This window comes from Glutamicibacter sp. MOO4 (genome assembly GCF_056934395.1).
Window position 1 is genome coordinate 2,235,291 of sequence record NZ_CM167800.1, and the last position, 20,306, is coordinate 2,255,596.

At 55.0% G+C, this 20,306-nt stretch carries 20 protein-coding genes and 1 pseudogene; 10 read left to right on the forward strand and 11 right to left on the reverse strand.

Annotation, left to right across the window (positions count from 1 at the left end; genetic code table 11):
• The first annotated feature begins 15 nt into the window (after positions 1-15).
• The 3 genes from AC1Z3F_RS10430 (at position 16) to AC1Z3F_RS10440 (ending at position 3,187) form a co-directional block, all read left to right on the forward strand.
• The gene (locus AC1Z3F_RS10430) at positions 16-153 is read left to right on the forward strand and encodes a hypothetical protein (protein ID WP_165477297.1); all 138 of its coding nucleotides are present in this window, start codon (positions 16-18) and stop codon (positions 151-153) included.
• Positions 154-472: 319 nt separating this feature from the next.
• Positions 473-1,534, forward strand: coding sequence for an L-glyceraldehyde 3-phosphate reductase (gene mgrA, locus AC1Z3F_RS10435; protein ID WP_242632485.1), 1,062 nt, complete (start codon positions 473-475; stop codon positions 1,532-1,534).
• A gap of 270 nt (positions 1,535-1,804) precedes the next feature.
• Positions 1,805-3,187 carry an NAD-dependent succinate-semialdehyde dehydrogenase gene (locus AC1Z3F_RS10440; protein WP_262199436.1) on the forward strand — a complete coding sequence of 461 codons (1,383 nt, stop codon included), beginning with the start codon at positions 1,805-1,807 and terminating at the stop codon, positions 3,185-3,187.
• Positions 3,188-3,558: 371 nt separating this feature from the next.
• On the opposite strand, the gene AC1Z3F_RS10445 is transcribed toward AC1Z3F_RS10440, so the two are convergent.
• The 7 genes and pseudogenes from AC1Z3F_RS10445 to AC1Z3F_RS10475 all read right to left on the reverse strand — a co-directional run bounded on the left by AC1Z3F_RS10445 (position 3,559) and on the right by AC1Z3F_RS10475 (position 9,610).
• A complete protein-coding gene (locus AC1Z3F_RS10445; protein ID WP_131089032.1) occupies positions 3,559-3,744 on the reverse strand; it encodes an IS3 family transposase in 186 nt (61 codons plus the stop codon).
• Positions 3,719-4,109, reverse strand: a pseudogene (locus tag AC1Z3F_RS10450) (integrase core domain-containing protein); the annotation flags it as partial. The gene AC1Z3F_RS10445 and the pseudogene AC1Z3F_RS10450, both read right to left, overlap by 26 nt.
• Before the next feature lie 185 nt (positions 4,110-4,294).
• Complete coding sequence (locus AC1Z3F_RS10455; RefSeq protein WP_483566954.1) at positions 4,295-5,260, reverse strand: ISAs1 family transposase; 966 nt, start codon at positions 5,258-5,260, stop codon at positions 4,295-4,297.
• Entirely contained in the window at positions 5,148-5,462 is a 315-nt protein-coding gene (locus AC1Z3F_RS10460; protein ID WP_483565659.1) for a transposase family protein, read from the reverse strand. The genes AC1Z3F_RS10455 and AC1Z3F_RS10460 overlap by 113 nt, the downstream gene beginning before the upstream one ends.
• Before the next feature lie 263 nt (positions 5,463-5,725).
• Positions 5,726-6,343: an SH3 domain-containing protein gene (locus AC1Z3F_RS10465; RefSeq protein WP_483565660.1), complete on the reverse strand. Its 618-nt coding sequence runs from the start codon at positions 6,341-6,343 to the stop codon at positions 5,726-5,728.
• Positions 6,344-6,543: 200 nt separating this feature from the next.
• Positions 6,544-7,044, reverse strand: a complete 501-nt coding sequence (locus tag AC1Z3F_RS10470; RefSeq protein WP_131089036.1) for a ferritin — start codon at positions 7,042-7,044, stop codon at positions 6,544-6,546.
• A gap of 145 nt (positions 7,045-7,189) precedes the next feature.
• The gene (locus AC1Z3F_RS10475) at positions 7,190-9,610 is read right to left on the reverse strand and encodes a Tex family protein (protein ID WP_483565661.1); all 2,421 of its coding nucleotides are present in this window, start codon (positions 9,608-9,610) and stop codon (positions 7,190-7,192) included.
• Between the two features lie 93 nt (positions 9,611-9,703).
• Between AC1Z3F_RS10475 and AC1Z3F_RS10480 the strand changes: the two genes are divergently transcribed.
• Positions 9,704-10,060, forward strand: coding sequence for a hypothetical protein (locus AC1Z3F_RS10480; RefSeq protein WP_131089038.1), 357 nt, complete (start codon positions 9,704-9,706; stop codon positions 10,058-10,060).
• A gap of 37 nt (positions 10,061-10,097) precedes the next feature.
• Positions 10,098-10,499 carry an RNA-binding S4 domain-containing protein gene (locus AC1Z3F_RS10485; protein ID WP_131089039.1) on the forward strand — a complete coding sequence of 134 codons (402 nt, stop codon included), beginning with the start codon at positions 10,098-10,100 and terminating at the stop codon, positions 10,497-10,499.
• A gap of 21 nt (positions 10,500-10,520) precedes the next feature.
• Here the strand turns inward: AC1Z3F_RS10485 and AC1Z3F_RS10490 are convergent, their stop codons facing one another.
• Positions 10,521-12,470, reverse strand: a complete 1,950-nt coding sequence (locus AC1Z3F_RS10490; protein WP_483565662.1) for a S9 family peptidase — start codon at positions 12,468-12,470, stop codon at positions 10,521-10,523.
• Positions 12,471-12,543: 73 nt separating this feature from the next.
• Between AC1Z3F_RS10490 and AC1Z3F_RS10495 the strand changes: the two genes are divergently transcribed.
• Both AC1Z3F_RS10495 and AC1Z3F_RS10500 read left to right on the forward strand, forming a co-directional pair.
• The gene (locus tag AC1Z3F_RS10495; protein ID WP_131089041.1) at positions 12,544-13,083 is read left to right on the forward strand and encodes a DUF1697 domain-containing protein; all 540 of its coding nucleotides are present in this window, start codon (positions 12,544-12,546) and stop codon (positions 13,081-13,083) included.
• 62 nt (positions 13,084-13,145) lie between these two features.
• Positions 13,146-13,805 (forward strand): trimeric intracellular cation channel family protein, encoded by a 660-nt coding sequence (locus AC1Z3F_RS10500; protein WP_131089042.1) that lies wholly within the window; start codon positions 13,146-13,148, stop codon positions 13,803-13,805.
• A 31-nt stretch (positions 13,806-13,836) separates the two neighbouring features.
• On the opposite strand, the gene AC1Z3F_RS10505 is transcribed toward AC1Z3F_RS10500, so the two are convergent.
• Together AC1Z3F_RS10505 and AC1Z3F_RS10510 are read right to left on the reverse strand one after the other, a co-directional pair.
• Positions 13,837-15,093 (reverse strand): MFS transporter, encoded by a 1,257-nt coding sequence (locus tag AC1Z3F_RS10505; protein ID WP_444614127.1) that lies wholly within the window; start codon positions 15,091-15,093, stop codon positions 13,837-13,839.
• A 14-nt stretch (positions 15,094-15,107) separates the two neighbouring features.
• On the reverse strand, positions 15,108-15,665 hold the full coding sequence (locus AC1Z3F_RS10510; protein ID WP_131089044.1) for a TetR/AcrR family transcriptional regulator: 558 nt from the start codon (positions 15,663-15,665) through the stop codon (positions 15,108-15,110).
• Between the two features lie 128 nt (positions 15,666-15,793).
• Here AC1Z3F_RS10510 and AC1Z3F_RS10515 point away from each other — a divergent pair, with 128 nt between their 5' ends.
• The 3 genes from AC1Z3F_RS10515 to AC1Z3F_RS10525 all read left to right on the forward strand — a co-directional run bounded on the left by AC1Z3F_RS10515 (position 15,794) and on the right by AC1Z3F_RS10525 (position 18,929).
• A complete protein-coding gene (locus AC1Z3F_RS10515; protein ID WP_483565663.1) occupies positions 15,794-17,311 on the forward strand; it encodes an MFS transporter in 1,518 nt (505 codons plus the stop codon).
• 294 nt (positions 17,312-17,605) lie between these two features.
• Positions 17,606-17,809: a cold-shock protein gene (locus AC1Z3F_RS10520; protein ID WP_013349999.1), complete on the forward strand. Its 204-nt coding sequence runs from the start codon at positions 17,606-17,608 to the stop codon at positions 17,807-17,809.
• A gap of 127 nt (positions 17,810-17,936) precedes the next feature.
• The gene (locus AC1Z3F_RS10525; RefSeq protein WP_131089046.1) at positions 17,937-18,929 is read left to right on the forward strand and encodes an LLM class flavin-dependent oxidoreductase; all 993 of its coding nucleotides are present in this window, start codon (positions 17,937-17,939) and stop codon (positions 18,927-18,929) included.
• 80 nt (positions 18,930-19,009) lie between these two features.
• Here the strand turns inward: AC1Z3F_RS10525 and AC1Z3F_RS10530 are convergent, their stop codons facing one another.
• The gene (locus tag AC1Z3F_RS10530; RefSeq protein WP_483565664.1) at positions 19,010-20,248 is read right to left on the reverse strand and encodes an MFS transporter; all 1,239 of its coding nucleotides are present in this window, start codon (positions 20,246-20,248) and stop codon (positions 19,010-19,012) included.
• Between the last annotated feature and the right edge of the window lie 58 nt (positions 20,249-20,306).

A 20,306-nucleotide genomic window follows, 5' to 3' on the forward strand; every position in this document is an offset into this window, starting at 1 on the left:
AAAAGGGGGAATACTATGAGCGAGAAACTAACCGACGAGCAACAGCTCGCAGCTGACGAAGAAAAGAAACGTCATGACGAGCACGATGAAGCGCTTGTCGAAGAATGGGAAGACGAATCCTTCCCGGCTTCTGACCCACCTTCAAATTACTAATCACTATGCATCTTGCAGTGAGCACACACTTAGCACTCAGCTTGTTTCAAGACTCGGCTCCTAGTGTGGTGATTACCTTCTTAAGGTGCGAGTGACTTAGAAGAACCGATCCACACAGGCGTTACCTCCTTGGCCTGCTGGATCGGTTCTTCTATTTAAGCTGCGCCTACCTGGGCTCGTCTGCCCACCAGCATGCGCGTTACGCATTTAGCAGATTTACCGGCAGGTATCGTGCGACTCAGGTCGCTTGCCATATTCTGAAATGGAAGACCCTCCGTCATCCACCCCGTCAGCATCGACGCTGGCAGAAAGGTGTCTCGTGGAATACGAGCGAATCCCGGCCGTCAACGAATTGCACCGCCCTTACACAGCTGCAGCCGACAGGTATGAGCATTTCGGTTACCGCCGTGTGGGTGAGTCCGGTTTACGCCTTCCACCATTGTCGTTAGGGCTGTGGTGGAATTTCGGTGATAACCGTCCTTTTGATTCCCAGCGCGAAATTCTCCGTCATGCCTTTGACCACGGAATCAACCACTTTGATCTAGCCAATAACTATGGGCCTCCAGCTGGCTCGGCAGAAGAGAACTTCGGGCGCATGATGCGCAAGGACTTCAAGGCCTACCGCAACGAACTACTGATCTCATCCAAGGCTGGCTACAACATGTGGCCAGGTCCTTACGGTACTTTCGGTTCGCGTAAGTATCTGCTCGCGTCGTGCGAGGCCTCCTTGGAGAAGATGGGTTTGGACTACGTTGACATCTTCTACTCGCACCGTTTTGATCCAGACACTCCCATAGAGGAAACCATCGGCGCTCTGGATACCTTGGTCCGCCAGGGCAAGGCCACCTATGTCGGCATTTCCTCATACTCTGCAGAACGTACCGCTGAAGCCAAGGCAATTGCCGATGACTTGGGCACGCCACTCGTCATCCACCAGCCTTCATACAACATTCTCAATCCTTGGGTTGAGCATGGCCTGCTGCAGACTTTGCAGAAGGAGAATATGGGTGCGATTGCGTTCACTCCGTTGGCACAAGGTCTGCTGACCGATAAGTATCTGTCCACCACCGATGTTGAGCGTCAAGGTGGCCGGCGTTCTTTGGAAAGCCAGCTCACCGAAGAAAACCTCACCAAGGTGCGTCGCTTGAACGAGATTGCACAGCAGCGCGAGCAGTCACTAGCACAGATGTCTCTGGCTTGGTTGTTGCGCGATGGCGCTGCAACGTCGGTGCTCATTGGCGCTTCTTCAACTAAGCAGCTCGATGAGAACTTGGGTGCTCTGAAGAATCTGGAGTTCACGCAAGCTGAACTTTCCAGCATCGCAGAGATCGCTCAGGGTGATGCGGGCATCGACTGGTGGCGTGCCTCAGCTATCAGCTAGTACCCCTCTCGCCGCTGACCAAGAGGATCAGTCTGCGGCCGCGGTTTCCTAGGTTCCCTGGGCAGACCACGGCCCTTTCTTGGTGGTCAATAAGCACGTTATTTCCCACCGTTCAAAATTTGCTTCTTCATAGTGGCTCAAACACGAATCTGAGGATAAGCTCAGAGTAGACGCGGAATGAAGTGAATTACATTCATTTATCGAGTGAAGTCCGATAGCGTCAAGTTACAGGCTTACGCTGACCAATCTGCATTAACGAGAGGAGCATTGATGAGCGCCACAACTTATAAGGTTTTGAACCCTGCTACCGGCGAGGTTGTCGAAGAATTCGCTTCAGCAACCGACGAGCAAGTTGAGCAGGCACTAGCTGCCGCCCAGTCTGCCTACGAGGCATGGCAGGACGTAGACATCAACGAACGCGCAAAGATTGTTTCCAAAGTCGGAGCACTCTTCACCGAACGTGCGGATGAACTTGGCAAGATCATGACCACGGAAATGGGTAAGCCCGTTTCTGAAGCAGTAGGCGAAGCGCAGTACTGCCAGGAAATCTTTGAATACTTCGCAAGCGAGGGCCCTACCTTAGCTGCGGATCAGGAAATCAAGTCCTTCTCCGGTGGCAAGGCTGTCGTGCAGAAGCGCCCAGTTGGTCCATTGCTTGGCATCATGCCTTGGAACTTCCCGCTGTACCAGGTTGCTCGCTTCGCAGCACCTAACTTGATGCTGGGCAATACCATCATCTTGAAGCACGCTGAGTCTTGCCCACGTTCGGCCTTGGCTATTCAGGAAATCATGGATGAAGCTGGCGTCCCAGCAGGCGCTTACAACAACGTCTTCGCTACCCATGACCAGATTTCCACCATCATCGCTGATACCCGCATCCAGGGTGTTTCCTTGACTGGTTCCGAACGCGCTGGCGCCATCATTGGTGAGCAGGCTGGCCGCAATCTGAAGAAGGCTGTACTGGAGTTAGGTGGCTCGGATCCATTCGTCGTTCTCGACTCGGATGATGTTCCGGCAATCGTTGATACCGCGTGGGGCTACCGCATCGATAACACCGGTCAGGCATGTAACTCGAACAAGCGAATGATTGTCATGGAAGACATCTATGACGAGTTCGTATCAGAGCTGACCAAGCGTGCCGATGGCTTGAAGCCGGGTGACCCAATGGAAGAAGCAGAAGGAACCTTCGCACCACTTTCTTCCCGCAAGGCAGCAGAGTCCCTGCACGAGCAGGTTCAGGATGCAGTATCCAAGGGTGCAACCCTGCACGCCGGTGGCGTATTGCACGATGGCCCTTCGGCTTACTACTCCCCTGCTGTGCTGACCGGCATCACCAAGGACATGCGCGCCTACTACGAAGAGCTGTTCGGCCCTGTAGCAGTGGTCTACAAGGTGACCAGCGATGAAGAAGCTGCAGACTTGGCTAACGACACCATCTACGGTCTTGGCGGTTCGGTGCACTCCACCGACGTGGAGCGTGCCTCGAAGGTAGCCCAGAAGCTGCAGACCGGCATGACCAACGTCAACACTCCAAGTGCCGAGGGTGCAGAAATGCCTTTCGGTGGTGTGAAGCGCTCGGGTTTCGGCCGTGAGCTTGGACCACTGGGTATGGATGAATTCGTGAACAAGCGACTGTTCTACATCGGCGAATAACCACACTGGTAAAGGCAGGTATCCGAGTATTGCTCAGATACCTGCCTTTACTCTTGTCGATAGCTGCAACGAGACTCTACTCGCCACGACTTGCACCAGCACTAATCCATCTCAAAGTCCTAAACTGTCACTTTTGGACGAGACCTATTCCATGATTTCGGCTGCTGGTCTTTGAATACGGCGACTCACCACCATGGCCGGCGGGTATGCACTCGAATTCCGCCCCGGAGGTACTGACTCGACCCTGACAGGCTTAGTCAGTATCAGTTCGACTACCCGGACTAATTGTACGGATTTGCATACCCCCGGAAGACTGCCTTGCGCAGTGAACTGGGTCCCGAAAGTTGGACTAGCTAAATAATAGTCCCTGCTCAGGCTACAAGGTTATGGCGCCGATTCGTGTTGCACCAATCGATGTACGCTTCAATTTCCACTTTGGGCTCTCCAAGATCCCTAAAGTGCTCTCCATGGAACATCTCCGACTTGAGACTGGTTGGGTCCCTTTGAGCGGTCCAGCATCTATGCGATAGCTCACTGATTCTCTCTAACCCATTCATCCCATAACCGGGACGGCGTCATTCCATCCAAGGAACCATGGGGGACGTTCCTGATTGTAAATGTCCTTCCATTCATCGGCCGCATACTTTGCCTCCACCACGGTATCCGTGATTTCCCCAGAGAGCTGTTCACGCCGGAACTGCGCATTAAACGACTCAATAAAACCGTTCTGCCAGGGCGAACCTGGATCGATAAACGCAGTGCGCACCCCAACATTGTTGCACCAATCCACCAGCACGCCGGCAGTGAATTCAGGCCCGTTATCGCACCGCACGAACGTCGGTTGGATTCCGTTTTCGGCAATGATGCCCTCCAAAACATCCACCACGTCCGTAGCCTTGAAAGACCGGCGGTCAATGATTGAGCTGTCAGGGTCAAGGGCTTAACCACTTTTGATGATGAACCGGGCACGGGAACCACGCCGCTGCGAAGTTCGGTGTGCCAACCGCTGCTGCGAGTGCAGCCAAGCAGATCGAATGAGCTCTGAATATCGTTCAATCCCGTTAGACGTACGAATAACAATGCCAGGCGCCCAGGGCGTCTGCAAAGTCAGTGACTGGTGTCCAAACCGATCAGCGACAACACTCGGTCAGGATGATTGCGTAGCTTCCGCGTAGCCTTCGCCAAATTACTGTGCCCGAGATTCTTAAGTAACGTAATCGCGATATTCCTCAACGTTGCCATCGCGTGCGGAGCATTCCCGGTCCTGACTTGAGATTTATCCTCCAGCCAAGTCACGTCCCGCCTCCAATGCAGGCCGTTCTCAATACCCCAATGCTTTTGAACCCGTTCGCCCAACTCTCGGGGACTTGCAAGATGTGTCGGCAACGACGTCAATGCATGCACCGTCTCAAGATGCCACTTCGTTGAGTTTAACGACCGTGATTTACGGGTGATCTGCATTGCTTGGGTCGCATGCGGGAAACTAGTCCCGGTGGTCACAGTGACGCTTTTGACTGTGCGAATGGTCCGACGCCCATTCTTCGTCTGAATAGTACGATTACCTTCCGGCATAGCGTCCCATGGGAGTTGCTCAAGCTCAGCCAAAAGCTTGGCTTGGTTGCCTTTGACAGTAAAAATATAGTGCGCTTCACGCCCATGCAGATACCTAGCATGTCCCTTTTGCGTATGTAGGGCATCGGCTGTCACGACGGTACCTTTAAGGTCCGTCACGTGATCTAACAAGGTTGTGAACTGGGTAATCTCGTTGGTTTTGACTCCCACAGAAACTTGGCTGAGCACCGCGTGGGAGTCTTGGTCAATGGCTGATAACAGATGCACGCGTGGGTGGTTTCCGTTCTTCGCTCCGCGGACCTCTTTGCCATCGATAGCGATCGCTCTGATTCTTGTGTTGTGGCGTGTTCGGTGACGTAAGTTTTGGGCCCAATCAGCAAGGAGCAGCTCAAAAGTTCGGGTATCCAGGAGCTGAAGTACCCTGGCGATCGTTGTAGCGTGGGGTGCTCCGATGCCGTATCTGGCCAGCTGTTGTGGGGGCTGTGTCTTGAGCCCATTCAGCGATCTCAACCAGGCTTTTCGCTCCTGCGATGACCGCGCAGATGACGATGACTAAGATATGGGCTAGCGGATGGCGGATGCCGCGTTTGGCGCGGGGATCTGGGAGTGCCGCTAAGCTGCGAAGGAATGTTTTGGGTTGAATGATGTCGGGGTGGCGTCCTTCAAATTGGTCAATGAAGGCATGCAAATGAGACGATGGCACGTAGGAACTCCTGTGCTGACATGTGGGCTTGAACATTCACATGTTTAACAGGGGTTCCTGCCTATTTAAAGCCAGATCAAATTTGTCTCAGATTTTAAGACGATTTGACCGGTTCAGGACTCTGCAGACGCCCTGGAGCAGGACTACTTTTGATGCACCGAAAACAACGCCTAACTAGTAGCTCCCGGCATGCAGCTCCATGGGCCCCAAGCCTCAAACACGGCAAGTGGATCTTGTATTCAGCTATTCTGCCGATGACTGGCCTAGTAAACGGTCCGCAATTGGCTAGCGGGAACCCACATCTCTTCGCCGTCGCGGTCGATCTGACGCCAGGCGCCCTGTCGCGCAACAATAATTACCGCGGTATCTGCCGGGAGAATGCGTACCAGCGAATGGTGGTCGCCCGGACCGCGTCGTGCGTTGAGTCGAATCGTGGTCAGCGCTCGCTGATTTGGTACGGCGATCAGACCGCCACGCGCTGGACGTGCCGGGATCTCCTGCAGGTACATACTCGGTACCCAACCGAGAAGTTTTCCTGCCTGAACCTGGGACCAGAGGCCCTGCTGGAGCATCGAACGAACCTTGTTGCCCTGATCTATGACCTTTAGTACGGGATATCCCGTGCCGCTGCCCTTGCGCAGGTTCAGTGTCGCCGTGGTTACGTGGGTCGCTTCAATCAGCGAGTAACGGGAGAGCACCGGTTCGGCGTAGTCATCCTCGTCTTCGTTCTCGGCCACAACTGGCTGATCAAAGACTGTCGGGATTGGCTCCAAATAGATATTGGGCAGCCAGCCGTAAATTCCGTTAACAAACACATGGGCCCAAGATCCTTGAACTTCAATCAAGGCGAGCTCGGTGAGCTCGGCAAGGTTGCTCTGCACAACATAGTGCCGTCCGGCACCCTTGCGCAGTTTCAGCGAGGCAGTAGTCCGATGGGTTAACGTTACTGACGACGTCAAAGCCGACTTATGCGGTAAGCCCAATGGGTTCACAACCACCTCAAATAAAAACTTAGGGAAGCAACCGAAGGTTGCTTCCCTAAGTTTATTCCATTTTCAGAAGATGCGTACTTCCTACACGATTAGTCATCGGATGGACGAGAGCCGAGCTCAGCATCCAGACGCAAAAGACCACTACCGTCGTTGCCAATTAGCTTCACGCGATCCAGAATTTCAGAAACGGTTGCCTCTTCTTCAATCTGCTCATCGATGAACCAGTGCAGCAGTGGAAGGGAGTCAATGTCTCCCTCGGTCTGAGCCAGACGGTAAAGCTCACGAATTGCTTCGGAGACCTTCTGCTCATGAGCCAACGATGCTGCAAAAGCATCAGCAACGCTCTTGATGTTCAGCTCTGGTGCTGGCTGCTCGCCAATCTTCGGGTGAGCCGAGCGGTCAGTCATGTGAGTGATGAACTTTTCTGCGTGCACAACTTCCTCGCCAGCCTGGGCGCGGAACCAACCAGCGATACCTGGAAGGCTCTTAACGTCCATTTCAACTGCCAGCTGACGGTAAACCGTGGCTGCGGTTAGTTCGAGAGTTACCTGAGTGCTGAAGGCTTCTGCCAGTTTTCCTGTAAGTTCCATGTCTTTAGACTAGGACGATTTCCCCTACTTGTCACTGAAGTTTGCACTCACTTAGTCCAACCCGAATTAGGGAATCATCCCACGTTGCGAGCAAGTTATCGTAGCCGATGCTAACCAAGGTTAGGTAAACCGAACAGCACCTAAACTACCGGCTAAGTCCAGCTCTGCGCAGCGCCTCTGCCATAGCAGTGTTGCCCGAAGCAGCCGGCTGCCGTTCTTGCGCCCCAGCCTTACGGTTCTGCTGTCCACCACGCTGATTTTCACCGCGCGCAGAAGGAGGAGGAGCACTGGTCGTTTTGCGCTGGCGCGAAGCACCGTTGTTGTTTGGTTCTCCAGCTACAGGTAGCTCATCATCCAGACGCAGGGTGAGAGATATACGTTTACGGACACTGTCGACTTCCAAAACCTTGACCTTAACGATCTGTCCGGAGCTAACTACCTCACGCGGATCAGAGATGAACTTAGAGCTCATTGCGGACACGTGAATCAAACCGTCCTGGTGGACGCCTAAATCAACAAACGCTCCGAAGGCAGCAACGTTGGAAACCGTTCCTTCAAGAATCATGCCCGGCTTAACATCTTTGAGGCTCTCAACGCCTTCCTTGAGGGAAGCGGTCACAAATTCGCCACGCGGGTCACGAGCCGGACGACGCAATTCAGAAATAACGTCGCGGATCGTTGGCTCACCGAATTGTTCAGTGACAAAGTCCTGAACGCTAAGCTCTTCTAGTCGACGCCCTTGAGCTTCGGCCGCCTGCTGTAGTTTCTTGGCCAAGTCATATGCTTCGGGGTGGACCGACGAAGCATCTAGCTGTTCCTTGCCTCCGGTGATGCGAAGGAATCCCGCGCACTGCTCAAAGGCCTTGGCACCTAGGCGAGGAACCTTGAGCAGAGCCTTGCGTGAGGCGAATGGACCATTAGCGTTTCGGTGATCAACAATGTTCCGGCTGAGCAGTGGGCCCACACCAGCCACACGAGAGAGTAATGCTGGGGATGCAGTATTAACGTCTACGCCGACCGCGTTCACACAGTCTTCAACGACGGCATCCAGGGCACGATCTAGCTTGGAAGCAGTAACGTCATGCTGGTACTGACCAACGCCGATGGACTTTGGATCGATCTTGACCAGCTCAGCCAATGGGTCCTGCAGGCGGCGAGCAATGGACACGGCTCCACGTAGGGACACATCCATATCGGGTAGTTCTTGGCTTGCCAGTTCTGAGGCGGAGTAGACCGACGCACCGGCCTCGGAGACGATCACCTTACTGATCTTCGAATCGCCCAAGGCCTTGATGACCTCAGCCGCCAAACGGTCTGTTTCGCGCCCAGCGGTTCCGTTGCCCACGGCGATGAGGCTCGTTCCATGCTTCTTGGCTAGCTGAACCAAAGTTGCTAGGGACGCGTCCCACTTCTTCACCGGAGCATGAGGATAGATCGTGGCAGTTTCAATACACTGACCGGTCAGATCCACTACCGCGACCTTCACGCCGGTACGGAGTCCAGGATCCAAGCCAAGCACTGCCTTATTTCCCGCCGGAGCAGCAAGCAAAACGTCGCGGAGATTGGAGGCGAAAATCTTCACTGATTCATCTTCTGCTGCGTCAAAGAGTCGCGAGCGAAGATCAGACTCAAAGCGGGTTAACAGGCGCGCTTTCCAGGCCACGCGGACGGTCTGGGAGATCCAGGACGCAGCTGGCGCACCGGTAGGAACATTGAGACCCAGCGACGCGGTGATCGCATTTTCGTATCCTTGGCGTGCCTGGGCTACCGCCTCTTCATCGTGTGGATCAGCTTCAGCCAGCTGCAGGTTCAAAACGCCTTCACGTTCGCCACGCAGGAGCGCCAAAACCCGGTGTGAAGGCAGCCGGTCCAGATTAGCAACGTAGTCCAGATAATCGGAGTACTTGCCCTGGCCTTCGGTGCTGGCAGTGGGTGAAACGCTGGCAGAAATCTTGCCAGTCTTCCACAAGCGTTCGCGTAGTTCACCGGCCAGTGCCACGTCTTGAGATACCCGCTCGGTGACGATGGAACGTGCACCGGAAAGTACGTCGGCTTCGGCGGCAAATCCGGCCTCGGCATTGAGATACTTTGTTGCCGCTTGCTGCGGGTCAGTTGAAGGAGTGGAAAGCAATAGGTCTGCCAGCGGCTCCAACCCTGCCTCACGAGCGATCTGAGCTTTGGTGCGGCGCTTGGATTTGAAGGGAAGGTAAATGTCTTCCAACTCAGCCTTGGTGGCCGCTGCTGCAATGGCGGCCGAAAGCTCATCGGTGAGCTTGTCTGCTTCGGCGATCGCTTCGCGCACCACAACTCGTCGGTCTTCAAGTTCGCGCAGGTACCGCAGGCGCTCTTCAAGTAAACGTAACTGGCTATCGCTGAGTGTTCCGGTGACTTCTTTTCGGTAACGAGCGATAAATGGAACGGTTGATCCCGAATCAAGTAGCTCTACCGCTGCCTTGACCTGCCACGTGGCAACCGTGGATTCAGTGGACAGTTCCTTGGCCAGCTGAGCGATGATTCGCTGTTGCACACCGTGGTCACTTACTGTGTTCTTCTGCTCGCTACTCACCGATCCATTGTGTCTTAACGGCTCTAAAGTTCAGATGATCGACTCGGTTAGCATTCAGCTGAAATTCATTATCGGTCGCTAGAATTTAGTTCCATGGGGAAAGTGAAATTTCGTAAGGTGGCATCGGTATTTGCCATAACATCAGTAGCACTGCTTAGTGCCGGATGTTCTGTAGTTGAAGACACCGCATCTCGTGCGTCAGACCAACTCACCGACGCTGCTAGCAAAGAACTCGTACGTCAGGCGTGCGCTCCGATTCAAGACGGCACCATCAATTCCAGTGAGCTTCGTGTGCTCTCCTCCATCGTGGGGTCTGTAGAGGGCGGCGGCCTTCCGGAGGATATGGTCAACGTTCTCAACGAGTTGGCTGATTCCGGGGATAAGGCCCCGGCAGCTCTCCAGGATCGGTTAAAAACCTCCTGTGACAACGCCACCGCCCAGAGCAACTAACAAATCAGTTCCCACGCCAGTGATCTAGAATTTTGTCATGGTTGAAATTCCCACCAGTGGCAAAGTACGACTCGACGCTTGGTTGTGGTCTGTTCGGGTTTACAAGACTCGCTCCGCGGCAACTACTGCCTGCCGTGCTGGGCATGTGCGTTTAAACGGAGATCCGGTTAAGGCATCACAAAATGTGGTCTCCGGAGATCGGGTTCGTGTGCGCAAAGACGGTTTTGACCGAGACCTTGAAGTCACCGGCTTGCTCTCCAAACGAGTTTCAGCTCCGGTAGCCACCAAGTGCTATATCGATCATTCTCCACCGCGTGAACGGATGGTGGTCCCGCAAGTTCCTTTGCGCGAGCGTGGTGCCGGGCGTCCCACCAAGAAGGACCGCCGCGAGATGGATCGCTTGCGTGCTTCCTGGCAGGAACCCGGCTCCGAGCAGTAGCTCTCTTATGACTCTTTAGATCTAGGACAGCTCGATGACTGGCACGTCTGTCTCAAAGTTGAAGATTTGTGAGTAGAACGCCAACGACGATTCCAAAGCCCGCACAATATTCTCCGACTTCCTGAATCCATGCTGTTCACCTTCAAAGAGAATGTAGGCGTGCTTGATACCGCGGGCGGCGAGCGCATCAGCAACAACCTGCGATTGGGCAGGTGGCACGACCTTGTCCTCGTTACCTTGCAACAGCAGTACCGGGCAAGAAATCTTTGATACGTGATTGATCGGGGCACGCTTCTCATACAGGTCGGCGGCTTCTGGGTAAGGGCCAACCAAGGAGAACATGTACTGGGATTCAAAATCGTGAGTATCATGCACCAGACCTACAAGGTCTGAGACGCCGTACCGGCTGATCCCTGCGGTAAATACGTCAGCGAAGGTCAGTGCACAAAGAACGGTCCAACCGCCGGCGCTACCGCCTTCAATGCCGATCCGCGCCGGGTCAGCAATTGATTGTCTTACCAGTGCGTTGATCACCGCAACGGTGTCGGCAACATCAACAACTCCCCACGAGCCGCGCAATCTATTGCGGTATTCGCGACCGTAACCGGTTGAGCCACCGTAGTTCACATCAATAACACCGATGCCGCGCGAGGTGTAATAGGCCACCGCTGCACTCAGTGTTGCCGTCGCCTGACTGGTTGGTCCGCCGTGAACGAAGGTGACAAATGGTGGCAGCTCGTCCTCTACGCCGGCATAGCCTGCTTGGGTTGGGCGGTAGAGCAGCGCGTGTACCGATTGGCCTGCCAGGTTTTTGCATTCAAATTCTTCAACCTCTGGCAGCATGGCTGGGTCAGGCAAGCTCTGAATAGAACGAGTGATCTCGCGGTGTTCCAAAGTTTCGATATTGATCAAGGTGATCTGCTCACCGTGAGTCATCGATGAGGTGCCGGCCAACAGCCAGTCGTCTTTGAGTGCCAAAGGACGGATCCCGGTGAAGGGAAGGGAAATGTCGTCCAGTCCCCCGGTCACCGAATGCACTCGTGCCAAGGATTTGGTTCCAGTTCCGTATGAGCAGAGCAAGCTATGTGGGTTTTCCACCAGGTACCAGCTGGTACCTACCTGCCATAGTGGTCCTGCAAATTCTGCAGGACGGTCAACTAGTCGAGTGGTGCGTGAAGACCCATCCTGATAAACGTAGGGATTCCACCAGCCGCTGGCATCAGAGATGAACGCAATGCGGTCATCATCAAGCCATTCAGGTTGCATCACTGAGACATCTTCGCCACCGGCAATGATGTTGCTATTAAGCACTCCTGCTTCAGTCATCTCGGCAAGGTGCAAGTTGGTGGAGTCCCACGGCATATTTGGGTGTTCCCAACTGATCCACGTCAGCTTCTCACCATTAGGGCTTAAGCGCGGAGCCGCTACAAAGCGGGCCGGAGCGCTCAGAATTCGTATGTTGGAAAGGTCTTGGGCAGCACTGCCGTCCAAGGGAATGGCCACGATGTGTCGTACAGGTTCTGCCCGCAGGTCTTCCATGATGGCCAAGACGCTACCTTCGGGCCCACGCTTAAACTCTGCAAAACGTAGCGCCGGGTCAGCATCAACCATGCTTTCTGGGGTAAGTGGAGTCGGTTCGCCTTCGCCAATAGTTAAGGAATAAACACGCTGGTCGCTGAAGTTAGCAAAGATTATTTGTGCGGCGCCCTGTTCGATGAGCGTCCAGCTCGCTCCACCGTATTCGTGGACTCGTGAGCGAACGTTGAACGGGGCATCAACCAGCTGTTTGCCAGCTTGGCCGTTGCTGTCGTAATCGACCAGGGTGATGCGGCCACCTTCAGCGGGGCGTCCTTCTTGGACAATAATCCGCTCGCCGTAGAAGCAGGCGCCGCCCAATGGCTTGGTCCCTGCAGCAACGTCTTGTGCTGTGATTGATGAGGGCCAGGATCCGAAAGGCAAGTGCATAGGCATATTCTTGATCCTAGCGATCTTTGGGATACAGAACGACCCCTAAGAAGATTCATGTTCAAGAGCTTGGAAAACAATGAGTAAATTTGCCGTATTTCTTCGCGGAGTGAACGTTGGTGGCGTAAAGGTCCTTATGAAGGACTTGTCGCAGTTACTGCTATCCGCCGGCTTCACCGAGGTCAAGACCTTGCTGGCCAGCGGTAACGTGGTGCTTTCATCAGAAGAGTCTGACCCGCAGATCATTCAAGCTACTTGCAATGAACTTCTGGCAACGCACTACCAACGCGAGATCCCCACGTTGGTTTATACCGCCGAAGAAATCAAAGAATTATCCGGACCTTTTGGGATGCCTCTGCCTGATCCAGTGGCAGAGCATCACTGTTATCTCACGCTGTGCCAGAGCGAAGATGATGCCCTAGCTATGGGCGAGGCCATCAAGACGTTAGATGACTCCAGAGAATTATTGATCATCGGCCGGGCCATCTGCTGGATCGTTTCTAAGGGAACCAGCACCACTGACCCAGTAGCGAAGCTGATCCAGGCCCAAGCCAAGCGAAGAATCATCACGACAAGAAACCACAACACACTGGTGAAAATCGCCAAGATTGTTGGCTAAGGCTCAGACAGGCAATAATTGGGCATTGACCACACTTCGCCGACTCCGCTAAGGGCTCTGGAATGTATATTCTGATCGAACTCGTCGGCATCTTCTTCTTCGCCGTTGCAGGATCTTTAATGGCTGCCCGGCGCGGATTTGATCTCTTAGGTTCTGCCTTCCTCGGTGGAGTCTGCGGTTTGGGCGGCGGAGTGGTCAGAGATTTGATCCTTAACGAGTCCCCTGCGACCTTCCAGCATCCGATCTACTTTGTGCCACCAGCCTTGGCCGCGTTGTGCGTTTATGCCTTCACACCGGCGGTAAAGAAATTGCACCGACTCATTCAGCTTTTTGACGCTGCAGGGCTGGGCCTATTCTGTGTCACCGGCACCCTCAAAGCGTTGGAACATCACTTCAATCCGGTAACTGCCGTGCTGCTAGGCATTATTACCAGTGTGGGCGGCGGATTGCTGCGTGATGTCATTTCTAATGTGACCCCGGATCTGTTCAACCCCCGCGATATTTATGCGATGGCTGCCATGGTGGGTTCAGCTCTCACAGCTGTAGCCTGGCACGCTGGATTGATGAACGCTGCGGTCGGAGCAGGTATCGCTGCGCTGGCCTTTATCATCCGTGTTGCGTCGTTGCGTTTCGGTTGGTCGGTGCCTTTGGCCGCCGGACACTGGCACCGTCCGAACCCCAGCGCACCGGGGTCAGACGGTCCGCAGCGTCACTACTTCTAGGTTCGCACTGATTCTAGGTTCGCGCTGAACCCTAGTCGATGCGTTCGAGCTTGCCCATTTCTTCAGTCGTGGGCGCATCGTCTTCAATGGTCCGTGATGGGTTGATGATCACTGCACCGATGAGCATCACGATGAGGCAACCGCCGAGCATCGAGAACGCAGCACCCCAAGAGTCCGTAGCTTTCTGCACGACACCAAAGAGCATTGGAACCACTGCTGCGCCCGCATAGCCCAGCCCCTGGGCAAAGCCGGAAAGCACACCCGAACCGTAGGTGGTTCGCGAACGCAAGTTCATCATCAGCAGGGCGACAGCAAAGGTGCCCTGACCCAGCCCGGCAGCGCAGATCCACAGCACGGTGTTATGGGTTGGTGAGAGGAAAATACCTAGGTGCCCAACGATCCAGCAGGCGGTGAAAATCAGTACTGCGACAATCGGGTTTTTTAGTCTTGGAACCCATAGCGGAACCAGCAGGCTCATCGGCAGGCCAAGGATGGCAAAGAGTGCCAGCATGTTGCCCGCGGTGAGTTCATCAAGTCCACGGTCTTGCAGATACGGTGGCAGCCAAGTGAAGTACACATAAGTTTGGGCTGAGTTACCTGCCAGGAAGATCGCCAGACCCCAAGCGACTTTGGACTTCCAGGGGTTGATCTTGATAACCGGATGAGGCACGCCATTGGCACCGACCAGATGCTCCGAGCGCTTAACCCCGCGGTCAGCAATGAGCTGAAGGATCCAAGGGATCAATACGATGCCCGAAAGTGCCGCCCAAGCTCCGATGGAGACTTGCCAGTTGCTCACATTGGCCAGTGGGACCGAGAACTGTGGTGCCATCCAGGTACCCACGGCAATCATGGTGACGTAGCCGCTGGTGACCATCCCGATGCGTTCTGGGAAATATTTCTTAACCAGTGGCGGCAGGACTACGTTTCCCATTCCATATCCGGCCAAGGCCACGATGGATAGGGCGAGGAATGAGTAGACCTCGGGCATAAAAACTCGTGCCAGCTGTCCAAGTACGGCACAGGCGAGCGAGATGATCAAGGTCTTCTCAAGCCCAAAAGTCTTGATCAGTCGCGGAGTGAGCAGGCCGAAAACTGCAAAGACCACCGGGGCAAGCATTGCCAGCAGACCGGTGGTGAGTTCGGTAAATTCAATGTCCGTCTTGATCCTGGCTAACAGGGGCGGGACAGAAACTACCGCCGCACGAAGCGACAGGGCGAGCATAAGGATGCCTACAAGCGCCCCGATCCGTCCGCGTAAAGACGTGGAGTCGCTGTCTTTCGCCATTGAAGTCTTCCTGCTTAGTGTTGGTTGAGATTCCCCAACTTTTTGATTGATGAGACTAACTCTAGTAAGCGATCGAGCTCACCAGCAAAATTACGTTGGTACCAATTGCTTGGAAGTGAAAGAGAAGCGTAGAGTCCCTCACCGGTGAGCATCACCAAATGGGCGAGATCTTTGCTGCCCACATCTTCGAGAATAGCCCCGTACCATCGCTCGTTGGTGCTTTCGATTTTGTCTGTGGCGCTCTTGACTCCAGCCTGCGCCAGCCGGTGGAGGGCCACAAGGTGGCGGTCCAGTTCCGTGTCTACTTCGGCGCTGGTGCGGATGAAGTAGGCAGCGCCGCCTTCTGCTGAGTTGCTCATAAGTTCAACGTCATGGGCAATGTGTACTTCAGCGGCTTCGATAACCGCTTCAGCTAGCGCTTCTTTCGACGCGAAGTGATAGAGCAGTCCCCCTTTGGATACGCCGGCGCGTGCTGCGGTGGCGTCCAGCGTTGCTGCGCGTTCTCCTTCTTCGCATAACAGCGATATGTAGGATTCCAGCACTTTGTTGCGAGCAGCAGGTGGGCGGGCCATGGCTCTCCGTTTCGTTGGGGCGGTGATCAATTCAACCTTATCGTCAATTGTAACTGTACCGTCTAGACGGTACAGTTACCATTTGTGGGCAAACCACACATTTCTACTAACTCCCAAAGGTGAAAGTTATGAGCTCAAACATCTCCGAACGCGCTTCTGCATTAAGCAAGCCGCGTCGTTGGGCGGCGTTGTCTGTTCTAATTTTCCCGGTACTGCTGATTTCCGTGGACAACACCGTCTTGTCCTTTGCCGTACCGGCGATGACCGAAGCTCTGTCCCCCACCGGCAATCAGCTGCTGTGGATCATTGACATCTACGCCCTGGTTTTGGCCGGGCTCCTCGTCCCCATGGGTTCACTCGGAGATCGCATCGGGCGACGCCGCCTGCTGTTGATCGGCGCCACCGGTTTTGCCATTGTTTCAGCCGTGGCAGCCTTCGCCACCGACGCCAGCCAGCTCATTGCAGCTCGTGCCCTGCTGGGCATTTTTGGCGCCATGCTGATGCCAGCCACGCTGTCGCTGATCCGCACCATCTTCCCGGACGCCACCGAACGACGTACCGCTATTGCTGTCTGGGCAGCTGCCTTCTCGGGAGGTGCGGTACTGGGACCAATCGTTGGCGGGCTACTGCTAGAACACTTCTGGTGGGGCTCGGTCTTCCTGATGGCAGTTCCCATGTTGTTGCCGCTACTGATCGGCGGGTTGGTCTTAGTTCCCGAATCCAAGGACCCCAATCCTGGACGGGTTGATCCGCTGTCGATTGTGCTGATCATCCTCACCCTGTTGCCCTTTACCTATGCCATCAAGACTTTCGCCACCGCACCGTGGTTTGTTCTAGTAGCGAGTGTCGGGTTGGCTGTTCTCAGCGGTATCACCTTTGTGCGCCGGCAGCTGGCCAGTGAATCCCCCATGCTTGACATGCGATTGTTCAAGAATGCACCCTTCTCCGGAGCGCTCATGGTCAACCTCATCGGGGTCTTCTCGCTGGTTGGTTTTATCTACTTCGTCTCCCAGCATTTGCAGCTCATCACCGGATTCAGCCCCATCCAAGCTGGTTTATGGATGACCCCCGGACTGGTTTTGACCATGCTCTTCGGGTTGGCAGCAGTGGCCCTGTCGCGTCGTTTTGGTTCGCCAAACATTATGGCGCTGGGTTTGATCTTCTCCGCGGCGGCCTACCTGATGGTGATGCTGGCCGGAGATCACTTAAGCGCACCGGTGCTGATGGTTGCCTTCGCGGTATTGGGTACTGGAATCGGCATGACCGAGACCTTGTCCAATGACATGACACTGGCGGCGGTTCCCGCTTCCAAGGCTGGTGCTGCTTCGGCCATTTCCGAGACGGCCTATGAAGTCGGTTCGGTGTTGGGCGTCGCGGTCTTGGGCTCCATCTTAAACTCGGTCTACTCCACACGGTTGCTGGTCCCAGGATCGTTAAGCCAGGAGCAGGCACAGCTGGCCGGCGAAACTCTGGGAGGTGCGCATCAGGTGGCGGCATCCTTGAACGCAAGTGATGCTCAAGCGCTGCTGGCTTCGGCGGCGCAGGCCTTCGATCACGGTGTATTACTTACTTCGACAATCGCTGCCACACTGTCTTTGGTAGCTGCAGTCCTTGTATTTCGCGTCATCAAACCGGCAATTAAGTGAACTGAACGCACCACTTGACCAAATTTTTGATTAATTGGTTCAAAGTTATTCAATTGTTGACGGCTAGCACGTAGGCTAGGCAGTGTAGTTCCAAAGTAATTCGCGAAGTACCCGTTAGAAGTATGTGAATGTCGAACCACCTCGGTTGACGCGAGCCCCCTTCTAGACGTGCAGTGAATGACTTGGCTGCTTCGTAAGATCTGTTCTTCCACCAGGGAGTGAGGCCTTACGTAGATTACAACCAAGATCGCCAATAGAACCGGCGAGAAACGTCTGAAAGGACCAAATAGAAACATGGCAACCGGAATCGTAAAGTGGTTCAACGCTGAAAAGGGCTTCGGCTTCATCGCACCAGACAGCGGAGATCCAGATGTCTTCGCTCACTTCAGCGCCATCCAGACCCAGGGTTTCCGTACCCTGGACGAAGGCCAGAAGGTCGAGTTCGAAGTTGTTGAGGGTCCAAAGGGTCTGCAGGCTGCAGATATCCGCGCTCTCTAAAGAAGGTCTTTGGCTCTAACGCCTGACTTTTCAAAAGAAGGTCATCCGCATTGCGGGTGACCTTCTTTTTGTTATGAGCGTTGCAGATCACTGGAATACTTCGGCGCACTGACCGGTTGTACTAAATGTGAAGCTATCTATTTTGGATCTTGCCCCGGTTGCTCCCGGTCAAACTATTTCCGACTCTTTTAAGTCCTCTGTCCGCCTAGCCCAGACCGCAGAACGTCATGGTTATGAGCGTGTTTGGTACGCCGAGCACCACAACATGCCGACCATCGCCTCCAGCGCGACTTCTCTGCTGATCAGCCACGTAGCCCACCACACCGAGACCATTCGATTGGGCTCGGGCGGGGTCATGCTGCCAAACCACTCACCATTGGTGATCGCTGAGCAGTTTGGTACCTTGGCCACCATCTATGGGGACCGCATCGACCTTGGTCTAGGCCGCGCCCCGGGCACTGATATGACCACCCTTCGCGCCCTTCGTCGCGACCCATCAGCCGCCGATACTTTCCCACACGATGTGCTTGAGCTTCAGGCCTACCTCGCCGGTGAGTCACGGGTTCCTACCGTTGCCGCCACCCCAGGCGCTGGCACCAACGTGCCACTGTACATTTTGGGTTCGTCGCTGTTTGGCGCAAAGCTCGCCGCCCAGCTTGGCTTGCCATACTCCTTCGCCTCGCACTTCGCACCGGCCGCTTTGCATGAAGCCATCCGCGTGTACCGAGACGAGTTCCAGCCTTCGGCGCAGCTGTCCGAACCATACGTGATTGCTGGTGTTGGTGTACTCGCGGCAGAAACTTCCGAAAAGGCCCACGAGTTGCTCAACGTGGCCAAGCGTCACCGTGTGGCTGCATTCCTGGGTCGCAACGCCAAGAAGGAATTCACCGAAGCCGAGATCGACATGCTGATGGACACCCCACAGGCAGAGCAGATCTTGGACATGATGCGCTACACCGCAGTAGGTACCGGCGAGCAGGTTGCTGATTACCTTCAGCACTTCGCTACCGCAGCTCAGGCCGATGAACTGATCACCATTCACTACCCCACTGAAGAGCGGGAACGTTTGGAATCGGTCATGATCACCGCCAAGGCTTCCGAATTGGTCGCCGCGCAGTAATAGCAGTAATGCCTAGACGCACTTCGCCCCCGAGTTCTGTTGAACTCGGGGGCGAAGTATTTACGCTTTAGTTCTGAAATCTAAGCTTTGGTGCGCTGTCCAATGATGGCCCAGAGACCAAGAACTGCAGCAAGAACAGAGCAGCAGATCGCAAAGACCAGAATGCTAATTTCCTGGCCAAATACACCAACGGCCCATCCCAGTGCGATCACTGGAACTGCACTGCCGAGGTACGTCACCAGGTAGATGGTGGACACGGTTTGCGCGTGCTGACGGTCGCTGACCGAGTCAACTGCCTTAGCAAAAGCGGTGCGGAAGCTCATGCCTTGGCCCAGACCCACCATGCCCAGAGCCAGCAGGGCAAGGACCAATAGGTGGTGTTCGGCGGCGAAGGCCAGCAGAACGGTAGATACTGCCATGAGTCCCAAACCGACGGGAAGAAGTTTTGCCCCTCCACGCACTACTACCTGGGATAGTGCGGAGACTCCCAGAGGCAGCCCGGCAATCAGGCCAATGATCCACTTTGATTCCAGCCCAAAGACCTGAGCGAAGTAGCCCGGCGCCAAGGAGAGCACAAAGCCGAAGATGGCGAAGCTCAAGAAACCTACCAGTGCGGCCAGCCAGAACTGGGAACGTGCAGTACTTGGAATGCCCAGACGGCGAGGGGCTAGTGCCTTGCCGCGCTTGCCTCGTTCGGCCATGGCAATGGCTGGACGTGCTTGCAAGGTACCCAACGGAACCATGATCAACAGCAACAAAATGGCTTGGATCAAGAACACGGTAGTTCGCCCACCGGGAAGGTTTGCCAGCAATCCGCCCAAGACCGGTCCGAAAGCAACTCCACCCGAGGATGCCAAGAGCGTGAAGCGTGAGGCCCATTCAGGCTTGGAAGGCAAAAGCTCACGCAGAGCTGCCGCGCTGGCACCGGTAGCTAGCGCGACGCCAGTTCCTTGGAGTCCTCGCCCGAGGCAAAGCTCAACCAGATTAGAGGCCGAAGCAAAGACGAGCGTGCCAATGAGCGAGACCAGTACGGCGATGACCAGGGCAGCTCGACGTCCAATGTGATCGGACCAGTGTCCAACGGTGGATAGGAAAAGCATCAGCGAGCAGACATAGCTGGCGAACGCGATGGTAGTTCCCATCGCGCCCAAATGTAGTTCGGCCTGAAGCGCTGGGTACAACGGCGTAGCTAGGTTGGCGCCCACCAACAAGAGGAAGCTCACTGCCACCGTGATGACCAGACGTGTGGTCAAGCCCGGGTTCCAGGAAAGCGTCCGGTGCTGCATGGGCTGCATGCGCAGTTCACTGATGACGGACACGTTCACTCCCGGTAGCAAAATAGATCAGGTCTTGGGATCAGGAACAGTCCTGAAAAAG